Source organism: Polystyrenella longa, from assembly GCF_007750395.1.
GTDB classification, from domain to species: Bacteria; Planctomycetota; Planctomycetia; order Planctomycetales; family Planctomycetaceae; genus Polystyrenella; species Polystyrenella longa.
This window is the reverse complement of the sequence record NZ_CP036281.1, coordinates 5,335,736-5,361,368: the sequence shown is the minus strand read 5'-3', so window position 1 is coordinate 5,361,368 and position 25,633 is coordinate 5,335,736. Positions and strand designations below refer to the sequence as shown.

The following is a 25,633-nucleotide window of genomic DNA, read 5'->3' as shown; positions in this document are numbered from 1 at the left end:
AAGAGTTAATACACACTTTCTCCCATTCATAATCGACCACTTCTCGTAGTGGATCGAATAGCTGTCGCAACCAAGGTTGTCACGAAAGCGTTCAGTGACATGTACAAGTCTCAGACATCGCAGCAGAGAAAACGTTCACGCAAACAGCTTATGTCGATATGGTCTGTGCGAATTGGTTTCGTTCTGTTGTTCCTGGTTGCCGGCACAGCTCTCACGGTCTTAACGCTTGATCCTTTTCGGAATGGAGCCGCCTCAGCCGAAGAGACTACCGATGACCATACGGATGTCCCGGATAAAGCGGACTCTGCTGAGCCAATGTTATTCCCGATTGAAATCAGGCAACCGAGTGGGCCTCCTGTCATTGATCTGGGACTCGTCGACGACAATGGAAATCCGGTCACGGCGACCTGCGGTACCTGTCATACAAAACGGAAACCGAACCCAGAGACCAAATCAGCTTCAGAGCTAAAGGAGTTTCACGGCAATCTTAAAATGGCCCATGGCAACTTGAATTGCCTTTCCTGTCACAATGCTGAAAACTACGACTCCCTTAAACTGGCCAATGGGGCGAAGGTAGAGTTTAAGAATGTGATGAAGCTCTGTGGACAGTGTCATGGTCCTCAAATGAAAGACTACGAAAATGATGTTCATGGTGGGATGAACGGTTTCTGGGATCGTACTCGCGGTCCACAGAAAAAGAATAACTGCATCGATTGCCATCACCCCCATACACCTCAGTTTCCACACATGGTTCCTACGTTCAAACCGAAGGATCGATTCCTGAACGACGGCCATACCTCCGAATCTCCTCACAAATCGGAGACGCCCCATGAGTAACGAACCAGCAAATTCTGATGGACCTACTAATAGCTCTGGAAAACAGACTCCCGATTCCGATCAGAATCTACTTCCCATTCTGGGGCAGCCCACGTCGCGCCGCACGGCCTTGAAAGCGGCAGGGGCCGCGCTGGGCCTGGCTGCGTTTGGTAAAGCAGTTTCTCCTCTCATGGTTATTCCAGAAAATGTTTCTGTAGATGAGTTCCTGCAACGTCATTACAAAGAGTTGACCGACGAGGACAAACAGAAAATATTCACGCGAATGGAGAAGGAGACGAAGGAGTCTTACGGTGCGGAAGTGTCGATCTCCGATCCCCAGCCCATTCCCGGCGTCCGGTATGGGTATGCCATTAGCCTTAGCAAGTGCAACGGCAATGGCAAATGTATGGAAGCCTGCCACGAAGAGAATAATCATCATCGGGGCGTCGATCAGTCTTATATTCGTATCCTGGAAATGCCCAAAGGGACAATGGATATGGAACAGGGAAATACCACCTACGACCACACTGTTCCTCAGGACGACAAGTTTTATATGCCGGTGCAATGCCAGCAATGTGACAATCCTCCTTGCGTGACTGTCTGCCCAGTAGAAGCAACCTGGAAAGAAGACGATGGTATCGTCGTCGTTGATTACAACTGGTGTATCGGTTGTCGGTATTGCGAAGCCGCCTGTCCTTACCACGCACGGCGATTTAACTGGGAACAACCTGAAATTCCAGCGGAAGAAGTGAATCCGGATCAAGGGTATCTTTCGAATCGAATTCGCCCGCAGGGGACGATGGAGAAATGCCACTTTTGTCTGCATCGCACACGCGAAGGCCGACTCCCCGCCTGCCTGGAAGCCTGTCCTACTGGGGCACGTGTCTTTGGCGATCTGAATGATCCTGAGTCTCCCATTAATTACGTTCTACAGAACAAACGTGTCTTCGTCCTGAAAGAAGAACTGGGCACTCAGCCAAGCTTCTTTTACTTTTTCGACTGATCGTGCAATTTATGTCCTCTCTAACCAGTCCTGACAGCGTTCCAATTGATCCGGCTCATCCAGTGCGTAGTTATCCGCGATTTATCTGGTGGGGACTCGGAGAAGCGACTAACGGCAGCCTGTTGTTTTATACATGGATGTTCGTGCTCACTGCGATTGCGCTGGTGGGGGCGAACGCGTGGGCAGTGCAGGTGTCCGAGGGAATGATCGTCACTAACATGACGGATCATGTCAGTTGGGGATTATATATTGCCAACTTCACATTCATGGTTGGAGTTGCCGCCGGTGGGGTGATGATGGTGATTCCGGCGTATCTGTACCACGACAAAAAAATGCATGACGTCGTCATCATCGGTGAGATCCTCGCGATTTCGGCCATCGTGATGTGTTTGTTATTCGTCGTGGTCGACTTAGGACGCCCCGAACGATTCTGGCATCTGATCCCTGGTATCGGACGATTCAACTGGCCAATGTCGATGTTGACCTGGGATGTCATTGTGCTCAACGGGTACTTGCTTTTGAATCTACATATCTGCGGTTATCTGCTCTATATGCGATTCTTAAATCGACAGCCGAACCCGAAGTGGTATGTCCCCTTCGTGATGATTTCCATTTTCTGGGCGATTTCGATTCACACCATCACAGCATTTTTGTATTGCGGACTGGGCGGAAGACCATTCTGGAATACGGCCCTGTTGGCGCCTCGATTTCTCGCCAGCGCCTTCGTTGCGGGTCCAGCTTTTATTCTGATTCTGTTTTCGATTCTGAAGAATGTCGTTGGACAACGCCTGGAAGACGCCCCCGCACGTCTGCTGATTAATATTATTCGAGTAACTATTGTTGTGAATCTGCTCATGGTCGTGTCGGAAGTCTTCACCGAGTTTTACACGGGAGGATCCCATACCGCTTCAGCTCATTATCTTTTCCTGGGACTTCATGGCCACTACGCCCTGGTTCCCTGGATCTGGACCGCGATGATATTCAACATCGTTGCCGCGGGTCTGTTTCTTAGTCCGCTCGTATTAAAGCGAGAACGGGTTTTAGTCTTCGCATGCATTCTCGCATTTATCGGCGCCTGGATCGAAAAGGGAATGGGATTGATCGTCCCCGGGTTCATTCCCAGTACGTTGCATGAAATCGTGGAATACACTCCCAGCCTGGTTGAGTGGAAAGTGAGCGCCGGCATCTGGGCCTTCGGGTTAATGGTGCTAACGGTGCTGCTCAAAATGGCGATCAGCGTCTATCGCCAAAGTCCTGCTCCCGCAACAGAATCTACGCGGTAGTGCCTAGTGCGAATCACCAAAGGGGTCTGATGTTGTGTCTATTCGGGCGAAGACTTTGCTAAACTGGTAAGATTGAAAACCATTCCTATGGCGAAACGATCAACCACGCGAGAGTACCAATGGCATGCCGGGACAACTGGAGATTTATATAAGACTTGGCCTCTTCGGAGGCGTTCTGTTGGTTATGGCAACTTGGGAGTTTCTTGGCCCGCGTCGAAAGTTAAGTGCAGCCAAGGGGCCCCGCTGGGCAAGTAATCTGACGCTTGTTGCTTTGAATACCATCGTGTCCAGAGTGATCATGCCAATTACTGCGGTTGCGGCAGCGATCTATTGCGAATCTCATAGCTGGGGGTTGTTGCATCTCGTTAACTGGCCTGTTTGGCTTGAAGTCATGATGGGTGTCGTTGTCCTCGATTTCGCCATCTATCTACAGCATGTGCTGTTCCATGCGGTTCCTGTATTATGGCGACTACATCTGGTGCATCACGCGGATCTCGATATCGACGTGACAACCGGTTTACGGTTTCACACGTTTGAGATTCTTCTCTCGGCACTGCTCAAACTCGCGGTAGTCGTGATTCTGGGACCTTCGGCTCTGACGGTGGTGATCTTCGAGGTTCTGTTGAATGCAACTTCGATGTTCAATCATAGTAACGTCGTCCTTCCCTCCTGGCTGGATCGCATTCTCCGCTGCTTTGTTGTGACTCCCGACATGCATCGCGTTCATCATTCCGTGATACGCCGGGAAACAAACAGTAATTACGGTTTCAATTTGCCCTGGTGGGATTTCCTGTTAGGGACTTATCGAGATCAACCGATTGAAGGCCATGAAGGAATGACTATCGGCCTTTCCCATCTGCGCGAAGAGCAGCAAGTAGACCGTCTCCCGGGAATGCTCAAGCTGCCTTTTGACAGGAGTTCTGGCACTGATCCAGAGAACCGGTACAGTGACGGTAAATAGGGCACAGAAAGAGTTCGTTACAAACCGACGAAAGTGATCGGTGAAATATCTTCTTTTTTATCGGCACGTCCTACTGACGAATCTCCTCCTCCGTGCTATCGAAACAGGCTGATCTCGGACCAGGGTTGTGTATCGCTTTTGCTTCCGAGTAAGGTGAAATGCGTCGAGGATTCAAAATTAACGAATCATCAACGACCAGTGCCGCGTATTCACTCACGCCAGTTTCCGCACACTCAGGGTGTCCCGATATGAAAATGCTGATCCTTTTATTTCTGTTGTCCCCGTCAATTCTGACTGCGGCGGAGCCTCAACGGCTGAGCGATTATCGCCGAGTCGTGATTCCCGACGAAGCCCTGGCAGTTCAGAAGGCTGCGGCGGAGGAACTTTCGAACTACGTGGGTCAGATTACTCAACAATCAATTGCGATTGTTTCTTGGAGCGAGTTTGATCCAGCGGAGGAGGGTTTAACGTTTTTCGTCGGCGAATCAGTCGCGGAGGATGTATTAGAAGTCGAATTGACGCCCTGGAAATTAGAGGAATGGTTATTGAAGACTGTCCCTCAAGGGGTGGTGATTGCTGGCGATGACCGCTTGGGAAATCCCTGGTCGAATGTGACAGCCGCTGGTTCCATGCTGGCGACTTACACCTTATTGGATGATCACCTTGGGGTGCATTGGTTTTGGCCTGGCGAATTCGGTGAACATGTTCCGATTAACTCAGAATTAACCCTACCGGAATTTGATATTCGCAAAAAACCGACGTTTGAAATTCGTTCTGTTGGTCTGGGGTATCCGAGTACTTACCACACGAAAACATATAACGATGCGGCTCGTCGCTGGTCGCGTCGCAACCGTCTGGGCTGGGTTCGGTCAGCTGTATTTGGGCACTCCTGGTATGACGCATTCGACTTCCGAACGGACGAATCTTTTGAGCAGCATCCAGAATGGTTTGCGCTTGTTGGTGGAAAACGGCGTCCGCCCCAGATGTGTACGACGAACCCGGAAGTCATCGATCATATGGTCGAATATGTTTTGAACGGCAAACAGCAGATCATGAATATCTCTCCCAGTGATGGTGGAGGGTTCTGCCAATGCGAACGCTGTAAAGCGCTCGATGTTCCCGGAATCATGAGCTACGACGGTAAAACGGTCCAGTTGAGTGATCGCATCTTTACTTACGCTAACGAAGTCGCGCGTCGCGTTCGTGAACAAAATCCGGATAAGGGGTGCGGCATGTTTGCCTACACTTATTATAACCGCCCACCGGTGAATATCGAAAAGCTGGAGCCTAACCTCTATCTCTCTTTTGTTTATCAAAGTGCAGGTCACCGTGATCCAGAAAACCTGAATGAGTGGCGCGACAAAGTCGACAGTTGGAAAAAGTTGGGGGCCAAAATGGTCGTCCGGGAAGGCTGGGGGAATCACTATTATCACGATATGCATCTTCTGCATCAGAATCAGATCATTTCAAATCTGGCAGAAGCTCATGAGAAAGGGTTTGTTGCTGCTTACGGCGAAGGCAGCAAAAACTTTTCCGCAATGGCTCCGAATTATTGGGCTCTTACTCGTATGATGTGGGATCCTGCCCGCGACCAAACGAATCTCATGGACGAATTCTACGAGTCGGCCTACGGTCCCGTGGCAGAAGAGATGCAGGCCTTTTTTGAAACTTACAGCGATGCCCTGGATGAAAACTGGCATCTTCGCGATCGTCATATCGATGCTTCGGGCATCGCCTACGCGAACGTTATCGCCGCATGGGATCGTTTAATTCCCCCTGAAACAGTGGATGCCGCCGAGGAACATCTAAAAGCAGCAGAAGCTAACGTTCCTCCCGGTGAATACGCCGACCGGGTCCGTTTCCACCGTCATGGCCAGGACTACACTCGAGTTATGCTGGAGTTACTAACTCTTTATCGTGAAGTCGCCATCCTCGGTTTGAAAATGGATTTCTTTTCGACCGTAAAGAAAGAACGTCGGGATGACCCTGCTGCTCTGGAGATGTTATTGAAACGAGCCAACGAATTGGGAGAACGCCGAGAAGAGCTATTGCTGTCTCATCGTGATTGGGCGGGTCCGGACGAAGGACTCTATGCCTTTACCAATGATCGCGGGTTAAGGAGATGGCACACCAGAGTCAAAGATGCTCTGGGGATCGACAAACCCACCGCTCTCACTAAGGAACTTCTTAACGCGGAGAAGTGAGATTAACGCGAATAGACTTGATACGGTTCTCAATGGGTTTCCGTAATCGATGCCTTATCGTGAATTAAGGTTCAACCGGTTTCAGCTTGGTCGGGTCACTTAGTTCTTTGAACAGGGTGAAGTCGGGTTCGCGACCCCCTTCCCGACTGGTGAAGTAGTTGAAGATCATCAGGCCATCGGCGCCTTCATCGTAAAGATGACGAGCAATACGGCGGTAATTATCCGGATCCTTTTCGACCTCAATAGAGGCATAGATAGGGAAGTCCGCCGGCATCAGTTCGCGATATTCATTGACGGGTAACGGGAAATCGTTTCGCAGGTAGTGGGAAACCTCTACGAAATCGATGAGACCTTCTTTGGCCCAAGTCACCGGGTCGAGACCGATAGATAGATTCTGCTGGGGCCGTGCCATAATACGGGCGGAAAGCAAAATTGGACGGCCCCGTTTATGACCCACTTCTTCAGTCATAGCCCGCACCTCGCGAATCCAGTTGGTCATCGTCGCGACGTGCTCGGGTCCTTCATCCTGGGGGAAGTAGATCGGAAATCGTTGGAGGTCGATATCCAAACCCTCAATAGGATATCGTTCACAGCATTCCCGCATCTCAGCAAGACGCTGGGTGCGAACTTCGGGGATCGCAAAGTTGAGTGCTCCGGGAAACCAGGAAGCGACGAGGGGATGCACAGGATGATCTTTTCGTCCCCCGATGATTTCGGCGAACAAAGGACTGATTTCGTCACCAATCTTCCCGACACGCCACTCGGGGTGATCGCGCCAGAACTTCGAGACAATCAAACTGTCCGGATTCTGAACATCGTGGATTTCATTCGGCCGATAAGAAATAAAAACTTCGAGACCTTGTTCCTTCGCCCGGTCGATCATGACCCCGAACGGATCAATTCCTTTATTGTAAATGCTGTAATAGTTTGTAAAAGCTCGTTCGGCGGAAACTTTCTTATCTGCTCCAATTTTCCGGTACTCTTCAAACTCTTCTTCGCTGAGTGTCGAACCGATCATGTCGGTGACTTCGCTCGGGTACGCCATGGGCATTCCCCAGTTCGGCGACGCAAAGAAGGTCGTCACTCCCGTGCCTACGACTTCATCCACATATCCTTGCAGGTTCTCCACTGTCATCGGTGGTTTGATGTAGTGGTAGACATGGTTGGCATCGGAATTGTAAATAAACCGAGAAGGTCGGGCGTTTTCTTCAGCGGTCAATTGCGAAGTTAATAAAGTTATTGAGAACAGGCAGGTGATCAATAATTGAAAGGACGCCATAGATGTTCGCTTCTGGATGAGAGCAGGGGGAAGAAGATAAATCACGGTGTTCTCTTTTCATCAACATAAAGGTGCCAGGAGCAAAAGGGGCAGCGCGGTATCTTTCTGGTTACTCCGGAAACGGGCCCCGCACCCTACACTGTAAAGCGACTACCCTGAATTCGTCGACCTTGGAGGTATGGAAAATTTATGTCAGTGTGAGCTTACAACCCAACCCGTCGTTTCAGTTCAATCTTGAGTTCGGCCAGCAATCGTTGCATTTCTATGAGTGCAGTCTTGTGGCCCGATAGGTCAGAATGTCCCTGGCGGAGTCGATCCAGAACGATGGATTCGTATTCGAGATATTTTTCGCAGGCATAAGGGATCTCGGCGGCGATCTCCATTGGAATGGTGACGATGCCGTTACAGTCTCCGTGGAGAAGGTCACCCTGATGAATCGTCATTCCACCGACCTTGACCGGGACCGAGACTGCTTCGAAATGACAATGTCCGTGGCCACTCATGACGCCGTTACTAAAACAGGGGAATTTCAGTGCGCGCACATTGTCGATATCGCGGGCGGCTCCCGAAGTCACCAGCCCGACTGCCCCAAAGGTATGATAGGTCAAACACATCCCGTCCCCAAAAGTCGCTCCGGCGGGAGGATCGTCCAAGTCTTCAATGACCACGATAGCCGGCCCGGGTAATTCAGAAAATGACTCCAATTGCTGAAAAGAGAATCCAGCAGCGACTTGCTCAGGGCTGGCGGGTACCGAAGATCTAAACGTGGCCGTGGCGGCATAGCCCACCATGGGGGGCAATTCGGGAAAACAGGATGCGATCCGGCGATCCATATATCCTTCAGCCGGTGACCGGAACTCGAACAATTCAATCGCATTACAAACGGTGGGCGTGTCGAAAGATCTCAACCGTTCCAAATCCGGCAATCGAGGGGATTCAGAAGACGACATACAGGACCTCATAAAACAGGGAGAGTAAAAAATGATAATTGGGGAAGTTATTCAGAAGCATCAATTAAGGAGCATTCAGATAAACCGCATAGAGCTTGGAGGCTTTGTTGGTCAGTCCGATCCGTAATTGGACCGTCTTTCCTTCGAGTTGAAAAAGGGATCCGGCAGGCCAATTGACTGAGGCGGTGTGCTTTTCGGTTGCGTCGATCGTACCGCTGTTCTCTCCACTGAACTCGGGGATTAAGTCGCCGCTGGCATCCGCAACTTCAATTGTGATGTGCTCGACTTCATCCGCGTTGAGTTGGATGTCGCATTCACCAGCAGGCAAGGTGATGGGTTGAGACAGAATGCTTCCGGAGGTGGCCTCTTCAGTCAGTTGCAGACTACCCCAACGGTCGCGAGGTAAGGTGGCGAGGGCGACTTCCGCGTAGTAATCCTTACCAGTGATGGTGGCGTTACGCCAACGACCATGATAGATCAAAGTCTGGTCACCCACATTAAGGATACCATTCGCCTGACAGAGGATTGTTGGGTCAATGATTCCGGGAACCGGTGTCACAGGCGATTCTTCACTGGAAATATAAATATTGTCTTTGATGGGTTCACGGAACTGAACTCCGTCATTACTGACCACCAAACCCAGGTCGCACGTAATGAGGCCCGCTCCATACCAACCTTTTTTTCGGCGTTTGTCTATTGGCGGGTTATGCCAGATTCCGTACAGGCCAACAGCTACATTGCCAAAACTGGAGGCACCAATGCCTAAATGCACTTGGGGATAGTCTCCTACTAAGCCGCGTAATTTAATATCGTCCGGTTCGGGCAAACGAAATGTGGATACGTATTGTTTGTTCCAATCGCTGAAGTTGGTAGAGGTACTGGCATAACCTTGCCGGCCTTCCGGGTTGCCATTGGCATCTTTCCCGATTCCCTGTCCATGGGCCACAAACTGATCGCCGAACTTCAATAGACTTCCCATCTCCAAAAATTGATCGACGGGATAATCTTCCGAAGCGGTCCAATGAATTCCATCCGGACTCGTCGCAGGACGAAAGACCCAAGTGTGAGTTAAAGCGGTGTAGACCATTTTATAACGCCGATTTGGATCGGGATCAGCTTCATCCAGAATGACCGCAGCGCATTGAGTGATTTCTTCGGGCAGTAAAAGGGCGTTGTTCTGTTTGCTGCCAGCGATTTCGACTTGGCCCAGTTTGGGTTTAGTCCAATGGATTCCATCATCGCTTTCGGCGTAGCAGACAGGCCCCTGTTTCAATTTATCGGACTCTCTTTTCAGACTAACCGAGTAATACCACATCTGATACTTACCCTCGTGATGAACGACGGAGCCATAAAAGTGAGACGCCATCGAATCTGGTGCCGAGACGTCTCCGCTTTCTGGAGCGAGTACTGGTTGCTTTCGCACTTGAGGTTTATTGAGTTTCAACTGAACGTCATCGGAAGGTTGCAACGACTGATCATCAATCGCAAGTAGCAACAGACGATCAGAAACCGACAGGTTCTGCTCTGGAAGTTTGAAGTCCGCTGCAGTCGCGATGGAAAAAGAGGTGAGCCCACCCACCACCAGTAAGGATGCCGAAAACTTTAAAAGCAGGTTTAATTTCTGGAGGTGACGTGCGATTATCGGAGTCGAGTGTGATCTTCGTTTCTGCATGGGAAACCTCATTCAAGGGGGCGTTCGGACAGTCTTGTCTAAATCCAATGAAGGTAAGGCGATATTTGTGTCACCTATTTCTTGTTTTAGTTATGGTATTTAATTGAGGTTACGATTGGCAAATGTGATTGACAACCATCTTTCACGAGTTTATATAGTATATTATGAAAGAAAAATCAGTAATTCAACATACTCAATCCAGCGATCTCGCGGAGCGCTTGCGCGAACGCATTCAGTCAATGCAGTTAGCCGATGGCGAATTCTTCATGACTGAAGCTGAACTGGCGGATGAGTACGACGTCTCTCGGACAGTCGCCCGCGAAGCAGTCGGTCGGTTGACGGCGATTGGATTGCTGGAAGGCCGCAAAAGAAAAGGGCTGGTCGTCCGTCGCCCCGATCCACTGCAGTTACTTCGTATGGGATTGCCCTCTCTTCTCGATTCAGAACAGGGGATTGCCGAACTGGCGATGCTGCGTTATGCCATCGAGATGGGGGCGATTGATCTGGCGATTCGCAACTCTTCTGACGCTCAGAAGCAGGAGTTATGTGACGTTGCTGATCGAATGGAAGCCGCTATCCATAGTGGTCAATCCAGTAAGATTGTCGAACTGGATATTACCTTTCATACGGTGCTCTTAAAGATGACCGGTTCGGAACTCATCGCCGGTATGCAGAAAGTACTCGTCAGCTTTTTTGAATCCGCCTATAAGGATCAAAAGTCCGATGGTTCCTATGGCGACCGAATGATCTGGGAACATCAGGAACTTGCTCAGGCGATTCGGGACGGAGACTCGAATCGGGCACGCACCATGATGCAGATGCAATCGAGAGAGTGGGTAGAGTCCCCTGCCTTGCTGAAATAAACATCAATAGATTTCCGTCTGAATAAATCACACCATTCATTACCACGATCATCGAGGCCACATCTTATGAGTAAGATTAAAACTCACTCTTTTAAAGACTCTCATTTCCTGAACAAGCCCTGGATACGTTCCATTTCCTGCGTCCTGATGGCACAGGTCAGTTTGCTACTCACTCTGTCATCGCCCTTATTAGGTAATGAAAAGGAAAGCACCTCCGAGAAAACTTTATTCGCTTTCGACGATCACAGCATCCCGTGGAAGAACAACCTGAAGTTGACGATGGTCAAGCCGGAGAAACATGCGTCCAACCCATTGATTCCACGTGGTGAGAAGGGGGCCGTGGATGAATGGGCGGTTCAGTATTATGGCTCAACGATCAAGCACGATGGCCTCTACAAAACCTGGTACATCGCAGCCGACAACGAATCGCTGGAATTGATCAAAAAAGGAAAAGGGTTTTCCGGGTTGAGACCTGCCTATGCCGAAAGTGACGACGGAATTCATTGGCGCAAACCAAACCTGGGTCTCGTAGAGTACAACGGATCGAAGAACAACAACCTGGTGTTGATTGATCCTCCGGACGTGGCGGGTATCCATCTGATTGTCATTCACGAAGAAGACGACCCCGATCCAACTCGGCAGTTCAAGATGTTGCTAACAGTCTCTGCCTATGTTGAGGGAAGCAAAGGATCGTCAACGATCACCCTGTTCAGCGAAGACGGTCTCTCCTGGCGTAGTCCAACTCCACTTCACTTTGAGGAGGGATACCTGCCTGAGGAAGATTTGATTCTACCCTCGATTAATTTTGAGCAAGGGGGACTTTTCAAATATAACGGCATGTACCACCTCCCCGGTCAGCAGTTTTCTCCTTCCGTCTGGCAACCCGATGGCAAACGTGTGGGACGGGTGATGGTGACGTTGCGATCCCGTGACTTGATCCACTGGGAAGAATCAACCGCTCTCGGTTTCATTCGCGGAACGGCGATTGGCAAAGTCGGTAAGGTCTCGGAAGACGAAGAGGCTCATCTGGCCTCTTCGATCTGGAATCGGGGAAATGTGCAGTTAGGGGTATACGGGTTATGGCACGGAGCCCAGAAATGGCAGGAACGGGGTCTCGATCTCGGATTTATGTTGAGTAACAACGGAATTCATTTTCGGGAACCGGAGCGAGACTATGTCTTCATCTCGGCAGGAGAAGAGGGGTCATGGGACGAGGGTGGTTTACTACAGGGACAAGGCTTCCACCACATTGGTGACCGGACCTACGTTTATTACGGATCCTGGGACCTGACGAAACCGAGCTATCCTCCTCGTGGTGGAGTCGGGGCCGTCTCTGTAGAACGGGATCGTTTTGGATTTCTATCCGCCTTTAATTCCGAACGGGAAGCTCGATTCGTCACTGCTCCTGTAGAGCCTGAAGGGAAATCGACCAAAGTCATTCTAAACGTAGATCAGATTGATGCGAACAGCTCGATTCGTATCGAACTTCTTGATGAATTGAGCCAACCCATTCCCGGATATTCGGGAAGTGATGCGGGAACTGTTTCTGAATCCGGATTTCACCAGGTCGTGAATTGGCCGAAATCGAACTCGGGAATTATTAACCTGAAGAAGCCTTATTCCATTCGAGTCCTTCTTCCTGAAGGGGGCGAGGCTCAGTTCTTTGCACTTTATGTGAGTAATTGAGTAAGCTGGATGTGGTTCGATTGAAATCCTTGTTATTGAGTAACATTCTGTCACCTCCCCCGGGAATGAATACCATGCCTGTTCTTAACGTTTCCAGATTCTTGTCTTTCGTGATGTTTATGGTCGTCGCCGCGTCTCTGACATCCTATGCGGTGAGTGAAGAGAAGGCTTCCATTCAGTTTTCGGAGCATTTAATCGCAGGTGACTATGCTTACGCTTATGGAATTGCTGCCGCCGATTTTGATCAGGATGGAGATCTCGATCTCTCCAGTGCCGATTACACACCCCATAACAAACTGTATTTGTTTGAGAATGATGGTAAAGGCTCCTTTAAGAAACATGTGATTCAAAAGGAAGACCCCGAGCGTTTAGAACGACACTTGGTAGGGGATGTCGATAACGATGGTGATCTGGATATCGTCATCGTGAAAAACCTGCATGGCCATCTACTGTGGTTTGAAAACAGTGGCTCCCCAACGGACGGAAAACTTTGGAAGCGGCATGTGATTACCACTCAGCTGCCAGGTGCTTACGATGTCGCACTCGCCGACTTTAACAACGACGGCCATCTCGATGTCGCCGGTTCCAGTTGGATATTGGGTAACCAGTACGCCTGGTTTGAGAATTCAGGAGATCCAGAAAACGGAGAATGGAAGAAGCATCTCATTGAAGGAGACGTGCGAGAAACTCGCACGATGCGAGCTGCCGACTTTGATGGCGATGGCGATGCGGACCTGTTGGGAACGGCCCGCGGTATCGATCAAACGGCTTGGTACGAGAACACCCAAACGGACGAAGGGGTGACTTGGACCAAACACATTATTGACGATAAATCGAATTGTCCCGTCCATGGAAATCCTGTCGATATGGATGGAGACGGCGATCTCGATGTCGTCCTCGCGCTCGGTTTCCTCTACCTTCCCGGTTCCACCGACAAAACTGATTCGCAGAATCCAGAAGACAGTCAGGTTGTCTGGTACGAGAACGACAATCCCCGTGGTGGTCCTTGGAAAAAGCACATCATCAAAAAGAACTTTGACGATGCTTTCGAAGCGACGGCCAGCGATCTGGACGGCGATGGCGACGTCGATGTTGTGGCGACAACCTGGCGAAACCCGGGACGAGTCGCCTGGTTTGAAAATACAGGCGACCCAAAAGAGAACTGGAAAATACACCTGCTTAAAGAAGATTGGCGCAGTGCCAATCAGGTGATCGTCGCGGATATGAATGGTGACGGAAAGCCAGACATCATCGCCTGTGCCGAACGGGGAAGTGTCGAAGTTCGTTGGTGGAGAAACGAAGGACGTCCGACGAAATAAATAGCGGGAGACATGCTGATAGAATGACTAGTCAGTTCGAGACAGTCTTCTCGTGGGACTTTATTCAATCAGATGAGGTCCCGCGAAGACGCCGCTGGAGAAATCGTTGCTTTCTTCGCCGGTTGCCCGCTTCAGGGAGAAATCGAAATAGGGAGCGGGTTGGATTTTGACGTAATGCACGAGCGCGTCGAATTCCACATCCGTGATCACACCACCGACCCATCCGACGATGACAAACTTACTTGGAAATTGCAGTAAGTCCCCAACTGTAGTAAGAACACCAGGAATCGTTGCGTATAAAAAAATGATTCGTGGTTTACCAATTGAGTCTCGTAATTCATCTTCCAAGGCGCCCGGTAATTGGTACATTCCCTGCGCGACGAACGGCGTCGATAAATATTCTGAGTTCTTTCCATTCATTTCGTTGACGCCCGCTACATCATTGAAGTCGAGTCCCGTAACGATTTGTCGTTCCAGTGTGCCGAGTCCGGCGCCCAGCTTCCAGTTTTCCTGACTGCTCAGATTAAGTACAACCATGTTCCCAGGAATGTATTGGATTCGCGTCAACGGTTTGAGAATGGAACCGAATAATTTTGTTTGTTCGAATTGATGAGGCAGGAATAATCCTTCCCACAACATATCGGGACCATCAGTTACGGTTTGACTGTCCGGGTGCCAGCATCGCCGGTCCATAATCATCAACGGATTGCCATTAAGATCGAAGGGGACCCCCAGTTTGTCTAACAATCGTTGCCGTCCCTTCAGCAATGATGTTAATTTTCCGGGTGTGACGGAGTGCAAGTATTCGCCGGCGTCATAAGGTAAGACTTTATTGGTGATGTCATTGCCCAGACGCATCGCAGTCCAGATCGTGGCGTCGACGGCGATGGGCAGAATCTTAGCCCCTGCCCCTATTCCTCCCGCCGGGAAAAATCCTGCTTTCGCGGTTCGCTCTAAGTTCGTCTGCTTTATTCCGATGACAGGGGAAAAGGCCATCGGTATCGAACCATTCGCCATGTCGTCGCGACGGACGGTTGCTTGTACGACGTTGAGGGGGGAGTCAAGCCTGTCGGACGATCTTGAGTAAATGATGTCCGTGGGTAGCAATCTGAGATGCTGATGCATGTCTGCCCCAGCATGTAGTTGACAGATTTTGATAGCACATTCCGTTGCTTGATAATTGTCGTGGTGAGACCCATCCACGTATTTCATTTCATTTGCAACTGTTTGTGCGGCAGATAATGCCGCTGCATCGGCGGCCGTTTGGAGGCGACCACTGGTAACGGCGATCATCCCGATGTCCACCACCAGAGCCGTGATCATCATCAAGATCACGATGAAGAATGCTGTCAGAGGAAGGATACTTCCTTTTCGGGTTTCTGGCCTGGCTTTAGTCTGACGGGAATATTGAATCATGATGTTACTGTCACTTTAGGGGTAATGACGGAACAGTCTGTCCATGACTTTCTCCAGGGGGGTTAGATTCTCGAACAGGATCGAATGGTCAGGTTAATTTCGAATACAAAATAGATTCAGTTATTCATGCACCATCGAACAGACGCCTCGTAAGGTATAGGAACTGAAGACGCTGAATGGGACAGAGCAGATCTTGCTGGCTGGGATGATCGTCTCCACAGTGACGATGTCCCCCGGGATGGCGTTTTCAAGTTGGTTGTCTGCTTCTTCTCGCTCAATTGAAATGTTGACGGTGATTGCTTCTTCATCATGCGTGATATTTGTTGACAAGAATTCTCGGGTTGTTTTCTCGATACTCTCGGTGGAAGAGCCAGAGATAACAGCCCTTCGACAATTATCCCGGGCCGCGGTCGTCATAAGTTGCTGGCATGACATGATGAGTCCGAATTCGACAATTTCAAATACGATCATCAGAAAAAGTGGTAAGACGATGGCGAACTCCACTAATGCAGCACCGGTGCGAGAGGGATGTGCGATGATCCACGACGTCTTCCTTCGTGAGGTTATGTTTATGATCTTCATGGGGGGGGCTCGTCTCTTAATGTGGTTTACATGGAAGTGATTCAATGCTGAAATGTTGTTTGCTAGATTGTCGTAATCGTGATGGGTAAGGAAGTGATTATTAGAAGTGTTAAATTAGACTGAATAGCCAACCTCCCTGGTTGTGGATGTCGTAGTCTCTGGATTGCAGCAGTTGATAAGTGTTGATCCCACCATTTCCTCCGATGAGGTAAACGTCGGTTAGATTCGCTCCATCAATACGGAGTGTGTCAAAGAAGAGTAATCCATAGAAGACGTCGACGCGATCATTCCGGAAGTCGATCGAGTCGATACCGACGGAGTCATAGATCGTCAGAGAGTCACTGCCACCGGTATTACTGTAGGCCCTTACATTCGAAGCTCCCCAGATTTGGGTTTGGCTCGTCGCGTTGCTCACGGCCAGGTAATCGGGACGGAAGATGAACGCGTCATTGCCAGCGGTGTCGACCATATCCAGAGTGCCATCCTCGTCGGCATAAAGGGCGATATTCTCGAATCCCTCCACACGAGAGAGCAGTCCCAAGCCGGAGTTGTCGACTTCGGCGCTGTCGGAAGCGGCAGTGTATTCGTCGGAGGAATTCATTGAATATAAGGTTGCGGTATCATTACCGCCGACTGTTGAGGCATAAGCGTAGACATTTTCGTAATCGTAAGCATAGCTGGAGACGCCTGTGCTGAGCATCGATGCTGTCGTCTGTTGGCCTTCATAAACATCGTCTCCCGTAGTGTCGTACAGGTGGACGGTGTCTGTTCCTCCGGCGTCCGAATAGGCGAGGAAGATTTCGTTTCCGTACGCATAGTTGGCGAATCCGGTACCTGTCATGCTGGCTTCGGTCTGGCGGGTTGTCATCACGTCCGATCCCGCGGAGTCATAAAAGCGAGCCCGGTCAGTGCCTCCATTGGGAGTGTACGAGTTCACTCGGTCAAAACTATATGCATAACTCGAAAAGGAACTGGCGAGCATCGCCGAGTAGTCGGGCTTCAAGTAGATGGTGTCGTCGCCTGAACTGTCGTAGAGATTCGCAATGTCATTGCTTCCTCCATTACTGGCAATTCCATCTACGCGATCGAAATTGTGAGCATTATTCGAGAATCCGGTACCCGTCATGCTGCCAGTCGTAGTTGTGGCTGTGAATGTGTCATCACCTGCTGAGTCATAGAGATAGGCGCGATCAGTTCCTCCCGTATTCGAATATGCATTCACCGTGTCGAAGTCGAAAGCGTAAATTGTGACCGAGGTCGTTGTCAGGATTGCTTTGGTCGGGTGAGCTGAGAAGGTGTCGTTGCCTGCGGAATCGGTCAAGTTGGCGGTGTCATCTCCTCCGTTGTTGCCATAGGCAATGTAGCGATCAAATCCAGAACCGGTAACACTGAATCCAGCTCCGCCCATGCTCGCCGCTGTAGGAGAAGCGGTGAAGGTGTCGTCGCCAGAGGAGTCAAAAAGATAGAGCGAGTCCAGTCCTCCATTTTCTGCCATGTACTCGACTTCTTCAAATTGTCGAGCAAAGTTCAGATAGCTGGAAGTATACATGTAGGCGTAGTTGGAAGCCGCTCGGCTTTTGTCGTCTCCCGCAGAGTCAGTGAACGTGGCGGTATCGGTTCCCCCTTGTGTCGAATAGGCATCGACCCGCGAAAAACCATCGGCGGTATTGCTGAAACCCGTCCCGGAAAGCGTCACACTGGTGGGAGCCATGGCGAGTGTGTCATCATCCGTGGAATCGGCAAGCACCGCCTTGTCTGTTCCTCCATTCGAGGAAGTGGCCGTGACCGAGTCAAATCCGTACGCGTAGTTGATATACGTCGTCGAACTCATATAGGCGTAATCGGCATAACCTTTAAACAGATCGTTCTGGGCCGTGTCGTTGAAGATGGCAACATCATTTCCCACACCAAACCCAGTTTTTGCCAAAACGGTATCAAACGAGTTGCCGGTCACTGTGATTCCCGATCCCGTGAGGATGGCTTCAAGACCAGTAGTCGTGAATGTCTCGTCAGCATCAGTGCCATTCAATTCCAGTCGGTCCGTTCCCCCATTGGTGGCGTTTAGAATCACCGAGTCGAAACTGTTTACGCGGTTATAAAACCCCGTCCCGGATAAAATGGCGAAGTCGAGAGAGGCAGTGCCTCGATCATCATCAACGGTATCTTGCAGGGTGGCGCTGTCCGTTCCTCCATTGATTCCATTAACATCAACTCGGTAGAACCCGTTCGCGGTATGGCTGAACCCCGGTCCCGTCAGTACTGTTTGAGTGCTGGTCATCGTTAATTCGTCATCGCCAGGCGAGTCATAGAACCAGCTACGATCATTGCCGCCTGCGGAAGAGGTTGCTACCGTAACGTCGAAATTGACTGCGTAATGTCGGTAACTGTCTGACGACATAAAGGATTCGTTGTATTTTGCCACGTAATATTCGTCGGCCAAACTATCGGAGAAGGTCGCAGTGTCTACTCCCCAGCTACCGTAAGAGTAAGTCTTACTGATGTTGTTTGCTGTATTGGAATAACCAGAGCCCGTCATGGTTATTGAAGTGGCGCTGATCGTGGTGTCATCGTCCCCTTCGGAATCGTAAAACTTGGCGAGATCGGTACCAGTTCCACCATCGACTTCGATCTCTTCCACATTAAGGCTCTCAAAGGTGAGTCCATCAATTTCATACAACATTTGTCCGGACCAGAACGTGTAGACTTCATCCAACGACTTTCCGGTGAATTGGAGGGTGTCATTTCCAGTTCCTCCATCCAGATTGATCTCGCTGATTCCATCCAGGCTAATCTGCGAACTGTTTCCGTTGAGGGTGACATTTAGCATGTCGTCTGTGAAACTGATTTCGAAGACATCATCACCTGCGGTTCCGATCAGAGTTGTTCCGGATAACATCAGTCTCGATTCAAAGCACTCTACAGAAGAGCACATATTGGTCGTAGGGATGTGAGCCAAGCGTCGCCGACGACTGTGCTGTTCGAATATCTTCCATAAGGAAACTATTCTGGTGACCACTTTGGTTAGGTAGAAGAACATACCTGGCCTTTAGGCTCGTGTGCCGATCTCGAATGGATACTCGTCAGAGTTTTAGACTCGAAGGAACTGGGAGGTGGTGATGACTTCCAGAGAATCTCGTCGAACTTTGATATGAAATGTTTTCGCAGACGTAGTCTCGTCTTGTGTGAGCAAACCTACCACATGATATCGACGAGTCAGGAGAGTCACTCCAGACTAGACAGACGGTCTATTGATGCGTTCCATGGTTATCTGTTAGAAACCAAACAAATTGAAATGAGGTGTTAGCCGTAAGGTGAATTTGGATTCGCGTAAAGAGTTAATCAGCAGGCGGTTATAAAGTGGATAAACAACACTGGAATAACTTAAGGTCTTTGACTTAAGTGGTATGCCTCACTTCAGGATTTGGTTTAAAAAACTGATTCGTCGCGTCCAAATAAATAAAGTGGATCGCCGAATTTCCAGACTGAATTTCGTACTTGAATGAATGAAAAATGAATCCTTTTAAAGTTTGATTCACATCGCTTGAGACTGGTCATTTTGCCTTATCGTGAACAACCAGTGGAAATGTTCTATCCCAGGTAATGAAAGACAGGAAATGATCTTTATAGGTCTTGGCCATGATTCCCTAATGCTTCGTCCTTAAAAACGTGAAATCTTTCGAGCCGGCATCCATGAAAATACGATGAACTGGGCCTGCGGATTGTTTGACATTACTCCCGGAAAGAGCTAGCTTGAGATGATAGGGCCATCGACTGGTTAGCAATTGTTTCGATGTCGTTTTTCTTGACGACTTGTTTGCGATGCAACCGGCAACTGTTTCTCTGATGATGGATTCACGAGATGAATTGACTGCTCCGTTGCGACCATGAGGAATCGGTCTCAGCCGATAACGCGCTAACGCTCGTGAATGAAAAACTTATGCCCCTCTCTCGCCTCTCCAGTACAGTGGTCTCACTGACGACCTCTTGTGTGCTGTTGCTTTTTCTCTCTGTATCCTATGGTCAATCCCCTTCGTTAGACCGATCTGTTCGGACGCTCGACAACTTTGAACCTGCGATACCCAGGCCGGAGCAAGATAAGGCAGTCACCAAAAAAATGGCTGATCTGCAAAAGCAGACAGGAAAGAAGCCCAATATTCTGTGGTTGGTTGTTGATGATATGGGTTATGGCGATCCCGGCTGTTTTGGAGGGGGTGCCGCCATTGGAGCGGCGACGCCGAATATCGATCGCCTCGCTCGGGAAGGGCTCAAACTGACCTCCTGTTACTCTCAGCAAACCTGCACACCCACACGATCTGCGATTCTGACCGGTCGTCTTCCTCGCCGGACAGGTTTAACTCGACCCATCCTGGCTGGAGATAAACTGACTCAAAACCCCTGGTCTGATGAGGTCAGTCTTCCGTCGCTGCTGAATGACGCCGGTTACTTTACTCTGCTAACAGGGAAGTGGCACGTCGGCGAACCTACGGGGATGCGTCCTCATGATATTGGTTTCGATGAGTACTACGGGTATTACCCGGCTCAGAAAGAGATTTCTCAACGATATGACGCTCGACGTTTTCCCGATCTGGTAAATGATCCCGAAAGAATGCGGGCATTTGAAGCCATCGCTCCGGACGATCATTTGATTCACGGATTCAAAGGAGGCCGCACCGAGAAAGTAAGCCAGATCCAATCCATTGAAGACATGGGACGGGCGGAGAAAGGACTGGCCGACTTTACTGTCCAGCGAATCAAAGAACTGGCGAAGAAAGACCAACCCTTCTTTATTGAACACTGCTTCATGAAAGTTCATTGCGACAACTTCCCTAACCCGGATCTCGGAACTCTCAGCGCGGCTAAATATTACTACAAGGAAGCCGTTGCCGAAGTCGACCTTCATGTTGGCGAAATCGTTAAAGCTCTCGATGAAGCTGGCGAACTGGAAAACACCTTCATCTTCTTTACCAGTGACAACGGTCCGCAAATGGATGGATGGCCCGACGCTGGTTATACCCCTTTCCGCGGAGCGAAAGGAACCACCTTTGAGGGAGGCGTTCGCGTTCCTGGAATTGCCTATTGGAAAGGCATGATTAAGGCGGGCCGTGAAAGTGACGACCTCTTTGATTTAATGGACCTGTTTGGAACGTCCTTGAACCTGGCCGGCGTCTCAACCGATACTCTGGCAAGCGACCGTTATTACGACTTCATCGATCAAACATCCTTTTTAATTCATGATGAAGGAGCTTCAAAACGGGACGCGGTTTATTTCTGGTGGGGGAATCAATTGATGTCCTGCCGAATGCGTGAATACAAAGTTCATGTGAAAGTAGTTTTGCCAGAATCAACCCATATGCACATCGACTACTCCACATTACAGGACGTCGGACTCGCTCCCTGGTTGTTCAATCTTTATATCGATCCGAAAGAACAATCCCCCGTGGGACACCGGCGAAACGCCTGGCTGGCGACCGTGCTCGGAAAGTTGAAAACCCATGCGGCTACTTTCAAAAAGTATCCGCCTAAAGAAGTTGGCTTATAGAACCCCTTCTGAATCCTGGTTGAGGCTGTCTAAGAGCCTGTACATCATGGGTAATGATAACCCATCAGAAGGTTTTAGAATCGCTAATGGAATGGCAAACTAAGTTCGTGGCCACAAGACGTACGTTTGAAATGTGAAGTTGGAACCAGAACATCTCTGATTTACAGAAAAGAATAATCGATGTTGAATAAGCTGATCGCGGTTCTGTTTCTCTGTTCTTATCTGGCCTTATCCGGTCAAGATTCGCTTATAGCCAATGAGCTTCCTACAGATGGCTCTGTGCTTCCTTTTCCAGCTCCGGAGATGGAGAGCATTACCAAGCCCAGGCTTCAGGATTCCAAAATGAAGTGGCCCGATCAGCCGCAGCATCTTCCTGAAGATGCTCCCAATGTTCTCATTATCCTGCTCGATGATGTCGGGTTTGGAATTGCGGATACTTTTGGTGGTGAGGTGAGTACTCCTTCGCTCACGCGTTTGGCGAATGAGGGTATTCGGTATAACACCTTTCACACTACATCTATCTGCTCGCCGACCCGCGCGGCTCTCTTAACGGGTAGAAATCACACAAGAGTCGGTTCGGGAACCATTGCCGAGAGAGCGGTCGCATTCGACGGTTACACAGGTACGATTCCTAAATCGGCAGCGACCATCGCGGAGACCCTGAAAGAGTACGGGTATCACACTTCGGCATTCGGTAAATGGCATAACACTCCCGCGACCGAGACCACCATGATCGGCCCCAAGAACCGCTGGCCAAACGGTTACGGGTTCGAGCACTTCTACGGGTTTCTGGGAGGAGAAACTTCTCAATGGGAACCCCGGCTGACGGAGAACTATACTCATATCGAACCACCGGAAGATCCGAACTATCACCTGACCGAAGACCTGGTTAACCAATCGCTCAAATGGCTCGATGATCAACAAGCGTATGCTCCTGACAAACCTTTCTTAATGTACTGGGCGCCAGGGGGAGTTCATGGACCTCATCACGTCTTTTCTGAGTGGTCAAAAAAGTACAAAGGAAAATTCGACGGCGGTTGGGACGCCTATCGGGAACGTGTTCATCAGCGGCAGATTGAGATGGGGATTATTCCTGCTGGTACCAAGCTGACCCCTCGTGATGAAACGTTAGAGTCCTGGGACAGTATTCCAGAGGAACAACGCGCCTTTCAGACACGACTAATGGAAATCTTTGCAGGATACGTCGAACACACTGACCACCAGGTAGGACGTTTAGTAGAAGGACTTGAAGAACGCGGTATCCGTGAGAATACGTTGATCTTCTATATCTTCGGCGACAACGGATCGAGTGCGGAAGGGCAACGGGGTTCCGTCAGCGAACTCCTGGCACAGAACAATATCCCCACTACAGTTGATCAGCAGATTGCCGCGCTGGATCGCATTGGTGGATTGGATGCCTTGGGAACGCCTAAAACCGACAACATGTATCATGCGGGCTGGGCCTGGGCTGGTAGCACCCCTTTCAAAGGGACTAAATTAATGGGATCGCACTTTGGCGGAACGCGGAACCCCATGGTGATTTCCTGGCCGAAACGGATCAAACCGGACAAAGCGACTCGCTCTCAATTTCATCACGTTATCGATATCGCACCGACGATTTATGACGTGCTTGATATTACACCTCCCAAGGTCGTCCATGGACACGACCAGATTCCCTTGGACGGGGTCAGTCTCGCTTATACCTTCGATCAGGCGGATGAACCGACTCATAAAGACGTACAGTTCTTCGATAACAATGGCAGCCGCGCAATCTACAAAGATGGCTGGTTTGCCTGCGTTTTCGGGCCGTTCATTCCCTGGAATACCCCCGCATCGGCCCCGCGGATAAAAAGCTGGGACTCCGCCACAGATGACTGGGAATTGTACAAGCTCGATGAAGATTTCTCTCAAAGCAATGACCTGGCCAAACAGAACCCGGAGAAGCTGAAGGAATTAAAACAGGAGTTCCTGAAACTTGCCGCAGAGAATGAAGACTTTCCGATCGGAGCGGGGCTCTGGTTGCGAATTCATCCGGAAGACATTCGTAAGACTCCCTATACAGAATGGACCTTTACCCAGAACACACGGCGAATGCCCGAATTCACCGCTCCCGGGTTGGGGCGAGAAAGCAATGTCGTCAAAATCGACGTTGAGTTGAAAGAGAAATCAAACGGAGTCCTGTACGCAGTAGGCGGCGCCGGCGGTGGTTTGTCGGTCTATATGGAAGAGGGCTATCTTGTTTACGAATACAATTTGCTGATTGTTGATCACTACGAAGTCCGCAGCCAGAAGCCGCTGAAGGCTGGAAAGCATACGATCGAAGTCATCACCGAGATAGCAGGTCCCGGCAAGCCAGGTACCGTGACAATGCAGGTTGATGGAAAGGATGTCGCCCAAGTGAAACTTCCCTACACCGTACCATTAGCATTTACTGCCACGGAAACGTTCGACGTAGGGGTCGATCTCGGTTCACCCGTCTCTCTTAAATATTTCGACAAAAAACCATTCGAGTTCAATGGCAAGATCCAAAGCCTCAACGTCAAATTGAAGTAGGCCCATTTCTATCTTTCAATGGGTAGGCTTAAAAAGGGAAAAGACGCATCAAATTCTTTTCATGGCAGCAGCCACTCCTTCGATAAACATTTGGGTTCCAATGACTGCCATGATCAAGCCCATCAGTTGCGAGACAATTTGCAGTCCGCTGGCCCCGAGTCGATTGACCAGCTTCTCTCCCATGAGGAAACAACCCAGAGTGATGAGACAAAGGATGGCAAAGGCCACGATCGTTACGGTGATCTTGGTGAAGCCTCCCCCGGCTGAAAAATTCATGGCCGTCGCCAAGGTGCCCGGCCCCGCGAGAATCGGCAACGCTAAAGGAGAAATCGCGATGTCTTCGTCTTCCTCCCCCTCACCTTCCTCCCCCTCTTCTTTATAGTCTGCTTCCGCACCTGCATTGGGAGCCGGATGATGCATCTTGGACTTTTTACCGTGCAGCATCTGGTAACCGATCATAAAGACCAGGATGCCCCCCGCTATCTTCAATGCCGGTAACGTGATCCCAAACAACTCGAATAATGCTTTCCCTATAACACAAAACAGAGCGACGATAACGAAGGCCACCAACAGTGCTTTGACGGCGATTTTGGCTCGCTCTGCTGAGGGACGATTCCCTGCCAGACCAAGAAAGACTGCGGTATTCGCTAACGGGTTCATAATGGCAAAGAATCCCATGAAAACCGTAATTGCATTCTGATAGAACTCAGTCATTATATTTGAAGACCCTGTATTTCTAATATCGCGATAGCGGATGACGTTTACAGCAACGTCGCGAATAAGACGACCTCGCGAACAGAAATGTCATCCTACCAGAGTAAGCGGCGATGCTCTATTCACTGAGGGAATCTCATCCTCTGGAGTATTTTCCTGAGACCGCAATACAAGGCGAGATTGCGGTCCGTCTAAACCAAATGTCTGTTTGAATTGGTCTCTTCGAAGAACGTGGGGGACAAAATTATCTTGTCGCCGAACGGTCCTATGGGCTATACTTGCAAGTATGAGACAGTATTCTTTGATTTTATCGCTGATAGCCGCCTTACTTGTGTGCCCACTTAACTGCCTGCACGCGGACGGCTTAGCGTGCGCATCTACCCTTCAGAAAGGGGACCAACCGGTCTCACCAGGTTGTGTCTGTTGCCAGGAAGTAAAATCTGGTCAAGAAGACGCTGTTCCCGCTCCAACAGAATCGAATCCCTGCGATTGTGACTGTGCCAATTGCGTCTGTGAAGGAGCGACGGTTGTTAACCAGACTCTTTCTCTGCATGACCTGCCCATGTTGGCGTCCGTTCCCGGTTGGACGCTCAAGTCTGATGTTCTAATCAGCTCTTTCATTAGCGAAAATGGTTTCGAATACCATAGCCTCGCCTTCTTAAATCAAGCGGGCGACGAACGCGCACATGCTGCGCTTCAAACTTGGCTCATTTAATCAGAAGATGTCTCCTGTATAATGCAGTTGAGATACATGCTTCCTTCGTGATTCGACCAATAAATCCTATGTTATACA

The 25,633-nt window shown here is 49.8% G+C and carries 18 protein-coding genes; 11 read left to right on the top strand and 7 right to left on the bottom strand.

Annotated elements, in window-relative coordinates:
* Positions 1-150 precede the first annotated feature (150 nt).
* The 5 genes from Pla110_RS19765 (at position 151) to Pla110_RS19745 (ending at position 6,267) form a co-directional block, all read left to right on the top strand.
* Positions 151-837, top strand: coding sequence for a cytochrome c3 family protein (locus Pla110_RS19765; RefSeq protein ID WP_144998434.1), 687 nt, complete (start codon positions 151-153; stop codon positions 835-837).
* Positions 830-1,819: a 4Fe-4S dicluster domain-containing protein gene (locus tag Pla110_RS19760; protein ID WP_144998433.1), complete on the top strand. Its 990-nt coding sequence runs from the start codon at positions 830-832 to the stop codon at positions 1,817-1,819. Before Pla110_RS19765 ends, Pla110_RS19760 begins: the two co-directional genes overlap by 8 nt.
* An 11-nt stretch (positions 1,820-1,830) precedes the next feature.
* Positions 1,831-3,102, top strand: coding sequence for a sulfate reduction electron transfer complex DsrMKJOP subunit DsrP (dsrP, locus tag Pla110_RS19755; protein ID WP_144998431.1), 1,272 nt, complete (start codon positions 1,831-1,833; stop codon positions 3,100-3,102).
* A 124-nt stretch (positions 3,103-3,226) separates the two neighbouring features.
* On the top strand, positions 3,227-4,063 hold the full coding sequence (locus Pla110_RS19750; protein WP_144998429.1) for a sterol desaturase family protein: 837 nt from the start codon (positions 3,227-3,229) through the stop codon (positions 4,061-4,063).
* A 248-nt stretch (positions 4,064-4,311) separates the two neighbouring features.
* Entirely contained in the window at positions 4,312-6,267 is a 1,956-nt protein-coding gene (locus Pla110_RS19745; RefSeq protein WP_197440318.1) for a DUF4838 domain-containing protein, read from the top strand.
* A gap of 64 nt (positions 6,268-6,331) precedes the next feature.
* Here the strand turns inward: Pla110_RS19745 and Pla110_RS19740 are convergent, their stop codons facing one another.
* The 3 genes from Pla110_RS19740 to Pla110_RS19730 all read right to left on the bottom strand — a co-directional run bounded on the left by Pla110_RS19740 (position 6,332) and on the right by Pla110_RS19730 (position 10,168).
* A complete protein-coding gene (locus Pla110_RS19740) occupies positions 6,332-7,546 on the bottom strand; it encodes an alpha-amylase family protein (protein ID WP_144998424.1) in 1,215 nt (404 codons plus the stop codon).
* 203 nt (positions 7,547-7,749) lie between these two features.
* A complete protein-coding gene (locus Pla110_RS19735) occupies positions 7,750-8,496 on the bottom strand; it encodes an RraA family protein (RefSeq protein WP_144998422.1) in 747 nt (248 codons plus the stop codon).
* A gap of 64 nt (positions 8,497-8,560) precedes the next feature.
* A complete protein-coding gene (locus tag Pla110_RS19730) occupies positions 8,561-10,168 on the bottom strand; it encodes a glycoside hydrolase family protein (protein WP_144998420.1) in 1,608 nt (535 codons plus the stop codon).
* A 164-nt stretch (positions 10,169-10,332) separates the two neighbouring features.
* On the opposite strand from Pla110_RS19730, the gene Pla110_RS19725 reads away from it, so the two are divergent.
* The 3 genes from Pla110_RS19725 (at position 10,333) to Pla110_RS19715 (ending at position 14,036) form a co-directional block, all read left to right on the top strand.
* Positions 10,333-11,031 (top strand): FadR/GntR family transcriptional regulator, encoded by a 699-nt coding sequence (locus Pla110_RS19725; RefSeq protein ID WP_144998418.1) that lies wholly within the window; start codon positions 10,333-10,335, stop codon positions 11,029-11,031.
* A 66-nt stretch (positions 11,032-11,097) separates the two neighbouring features.
* Positions 11,098-12,717, top strand: a complete 1,620-nt coding sequence (locus Pla110_RS19720) for a hypothetical protein (RefSeq protein WP_144998416.1) — start codon at positions 11,098-11,100, stop codon at positions 12,715-12,717.
* A gap of 74 nt (positions 12,718-12,791) precedes the next feature.
* On the top strand, positions 12,792-14,036 hold the full coding sequence (locus Pla110_RS19715) for an FG-GAP repeat domain-containing protein (RefSeq protein WP_197440317.1): 1,245 nt from the start codon (positions 12,792-12,794) through the stop codon (positions 14,034-14,036).
* A 60-nt stretch (positions 14,037-14,096) separates the two neighbouring features.
* Here the strand turns inward: Pla110_RS19715 and Pla110_RS19710 are convergent, their stop codons facing one another.
* From Pla110_RS19710 to Pla110_RS19700, 3 genes are all read right to left on the bottom strand, one after another.
* Positions 14,097-15,452 (bottom strand): pilus assembly protein TadG-related protein, encoded by a 1,356-nt coding sequence (locus Pla110_RS19710; protein ID WP_144998412.1) that lies wholly within the window; start codon positions 15,450-15,452, stop codon positions 14,097-14,099.
* 120 nt (positions 15,453-15,572) lie between these two features.
* A complete protein-coding gene (locus Pla110_RS19705; protein WP_144998409.1) occupies positions 15,573-16,034 on the bottom strand; it encodes a TadE family protein in 462 nt (153 codons plus the stop codon).
* 109 nt (positions 16,035-16,143) lie between these two features.
* A complete protein-coding gene (locus tag Pla110_RS19700) occupies positions 16,144-18,930 on the bottom strand; it encodes a hypothetical protein (RefSeq protein WP_144998407.1) in 2,787 nt (928 codons plus the stop codon).
* A gap of 1,041 nt (positions 18,931-19,971) precedes the next feature.
* Here Pla110_RS19700 and Pla110_RS19695 point away from each other — a divergent pair.
* Both Pla110_RS19695 and Pla110_RS19690 read left to right on the top strand, forming a co-directional pair.
* Positions 19,972-21,573: an arylsulfatase gene (locus Pla110_RS19695; RefSeq protein WP_144998405.1), complete on the top strand. Its 1,602-nt coding sequence runs from the start codon at positions 19,972-19,974 to the stop codon at positions 21,571-21,573.
* Between the two features lie 180 nt (positions 21,574-21,753).
* A complete protein-coding gene (locus Pla110_RS19690; protein WP_144998403.1) occupies positions 21,754-24,126 on the top strand; it encodes a sulfatase-like hydrolase/transferase in 2,373 nt (790 codons plus the stop codon).
* A 48-nt stretch (positions 24,127-24,174) separates the two neighbouring features.
* Here the strand turns inward: Pla110_RS19690 and Pla110_RS19685 are convergent, their stop codons facing one another.
* Positions 24,175-24,840 (bottom strand): MarC family protein, encoded by a 666-nt coding sequence (locus Pla110_RS19685; protein WP_144998400.1) that lies wholly within the window; start codon positions 24,838-24,840, stop codon positions 24,175-24,177.
* A gap of 286 nt (positions 24,841-25,126) precedes the next feature.
* On the opposite strand from Pla110_RS19685, the gene Pla110_RS19680 reads away from it, so the two are divergent.
* Entirely contained in the window at positions 25,127-25,555 is a 429-nt protein-coding gene (locus tag Pla110_RS19680) for a hypothetical protein (protein ID WP_144998398.1), read from the top strand.
* The last annotated feature ends 78 nt before the right edge of the window (positions 25,556-25,633 follow it).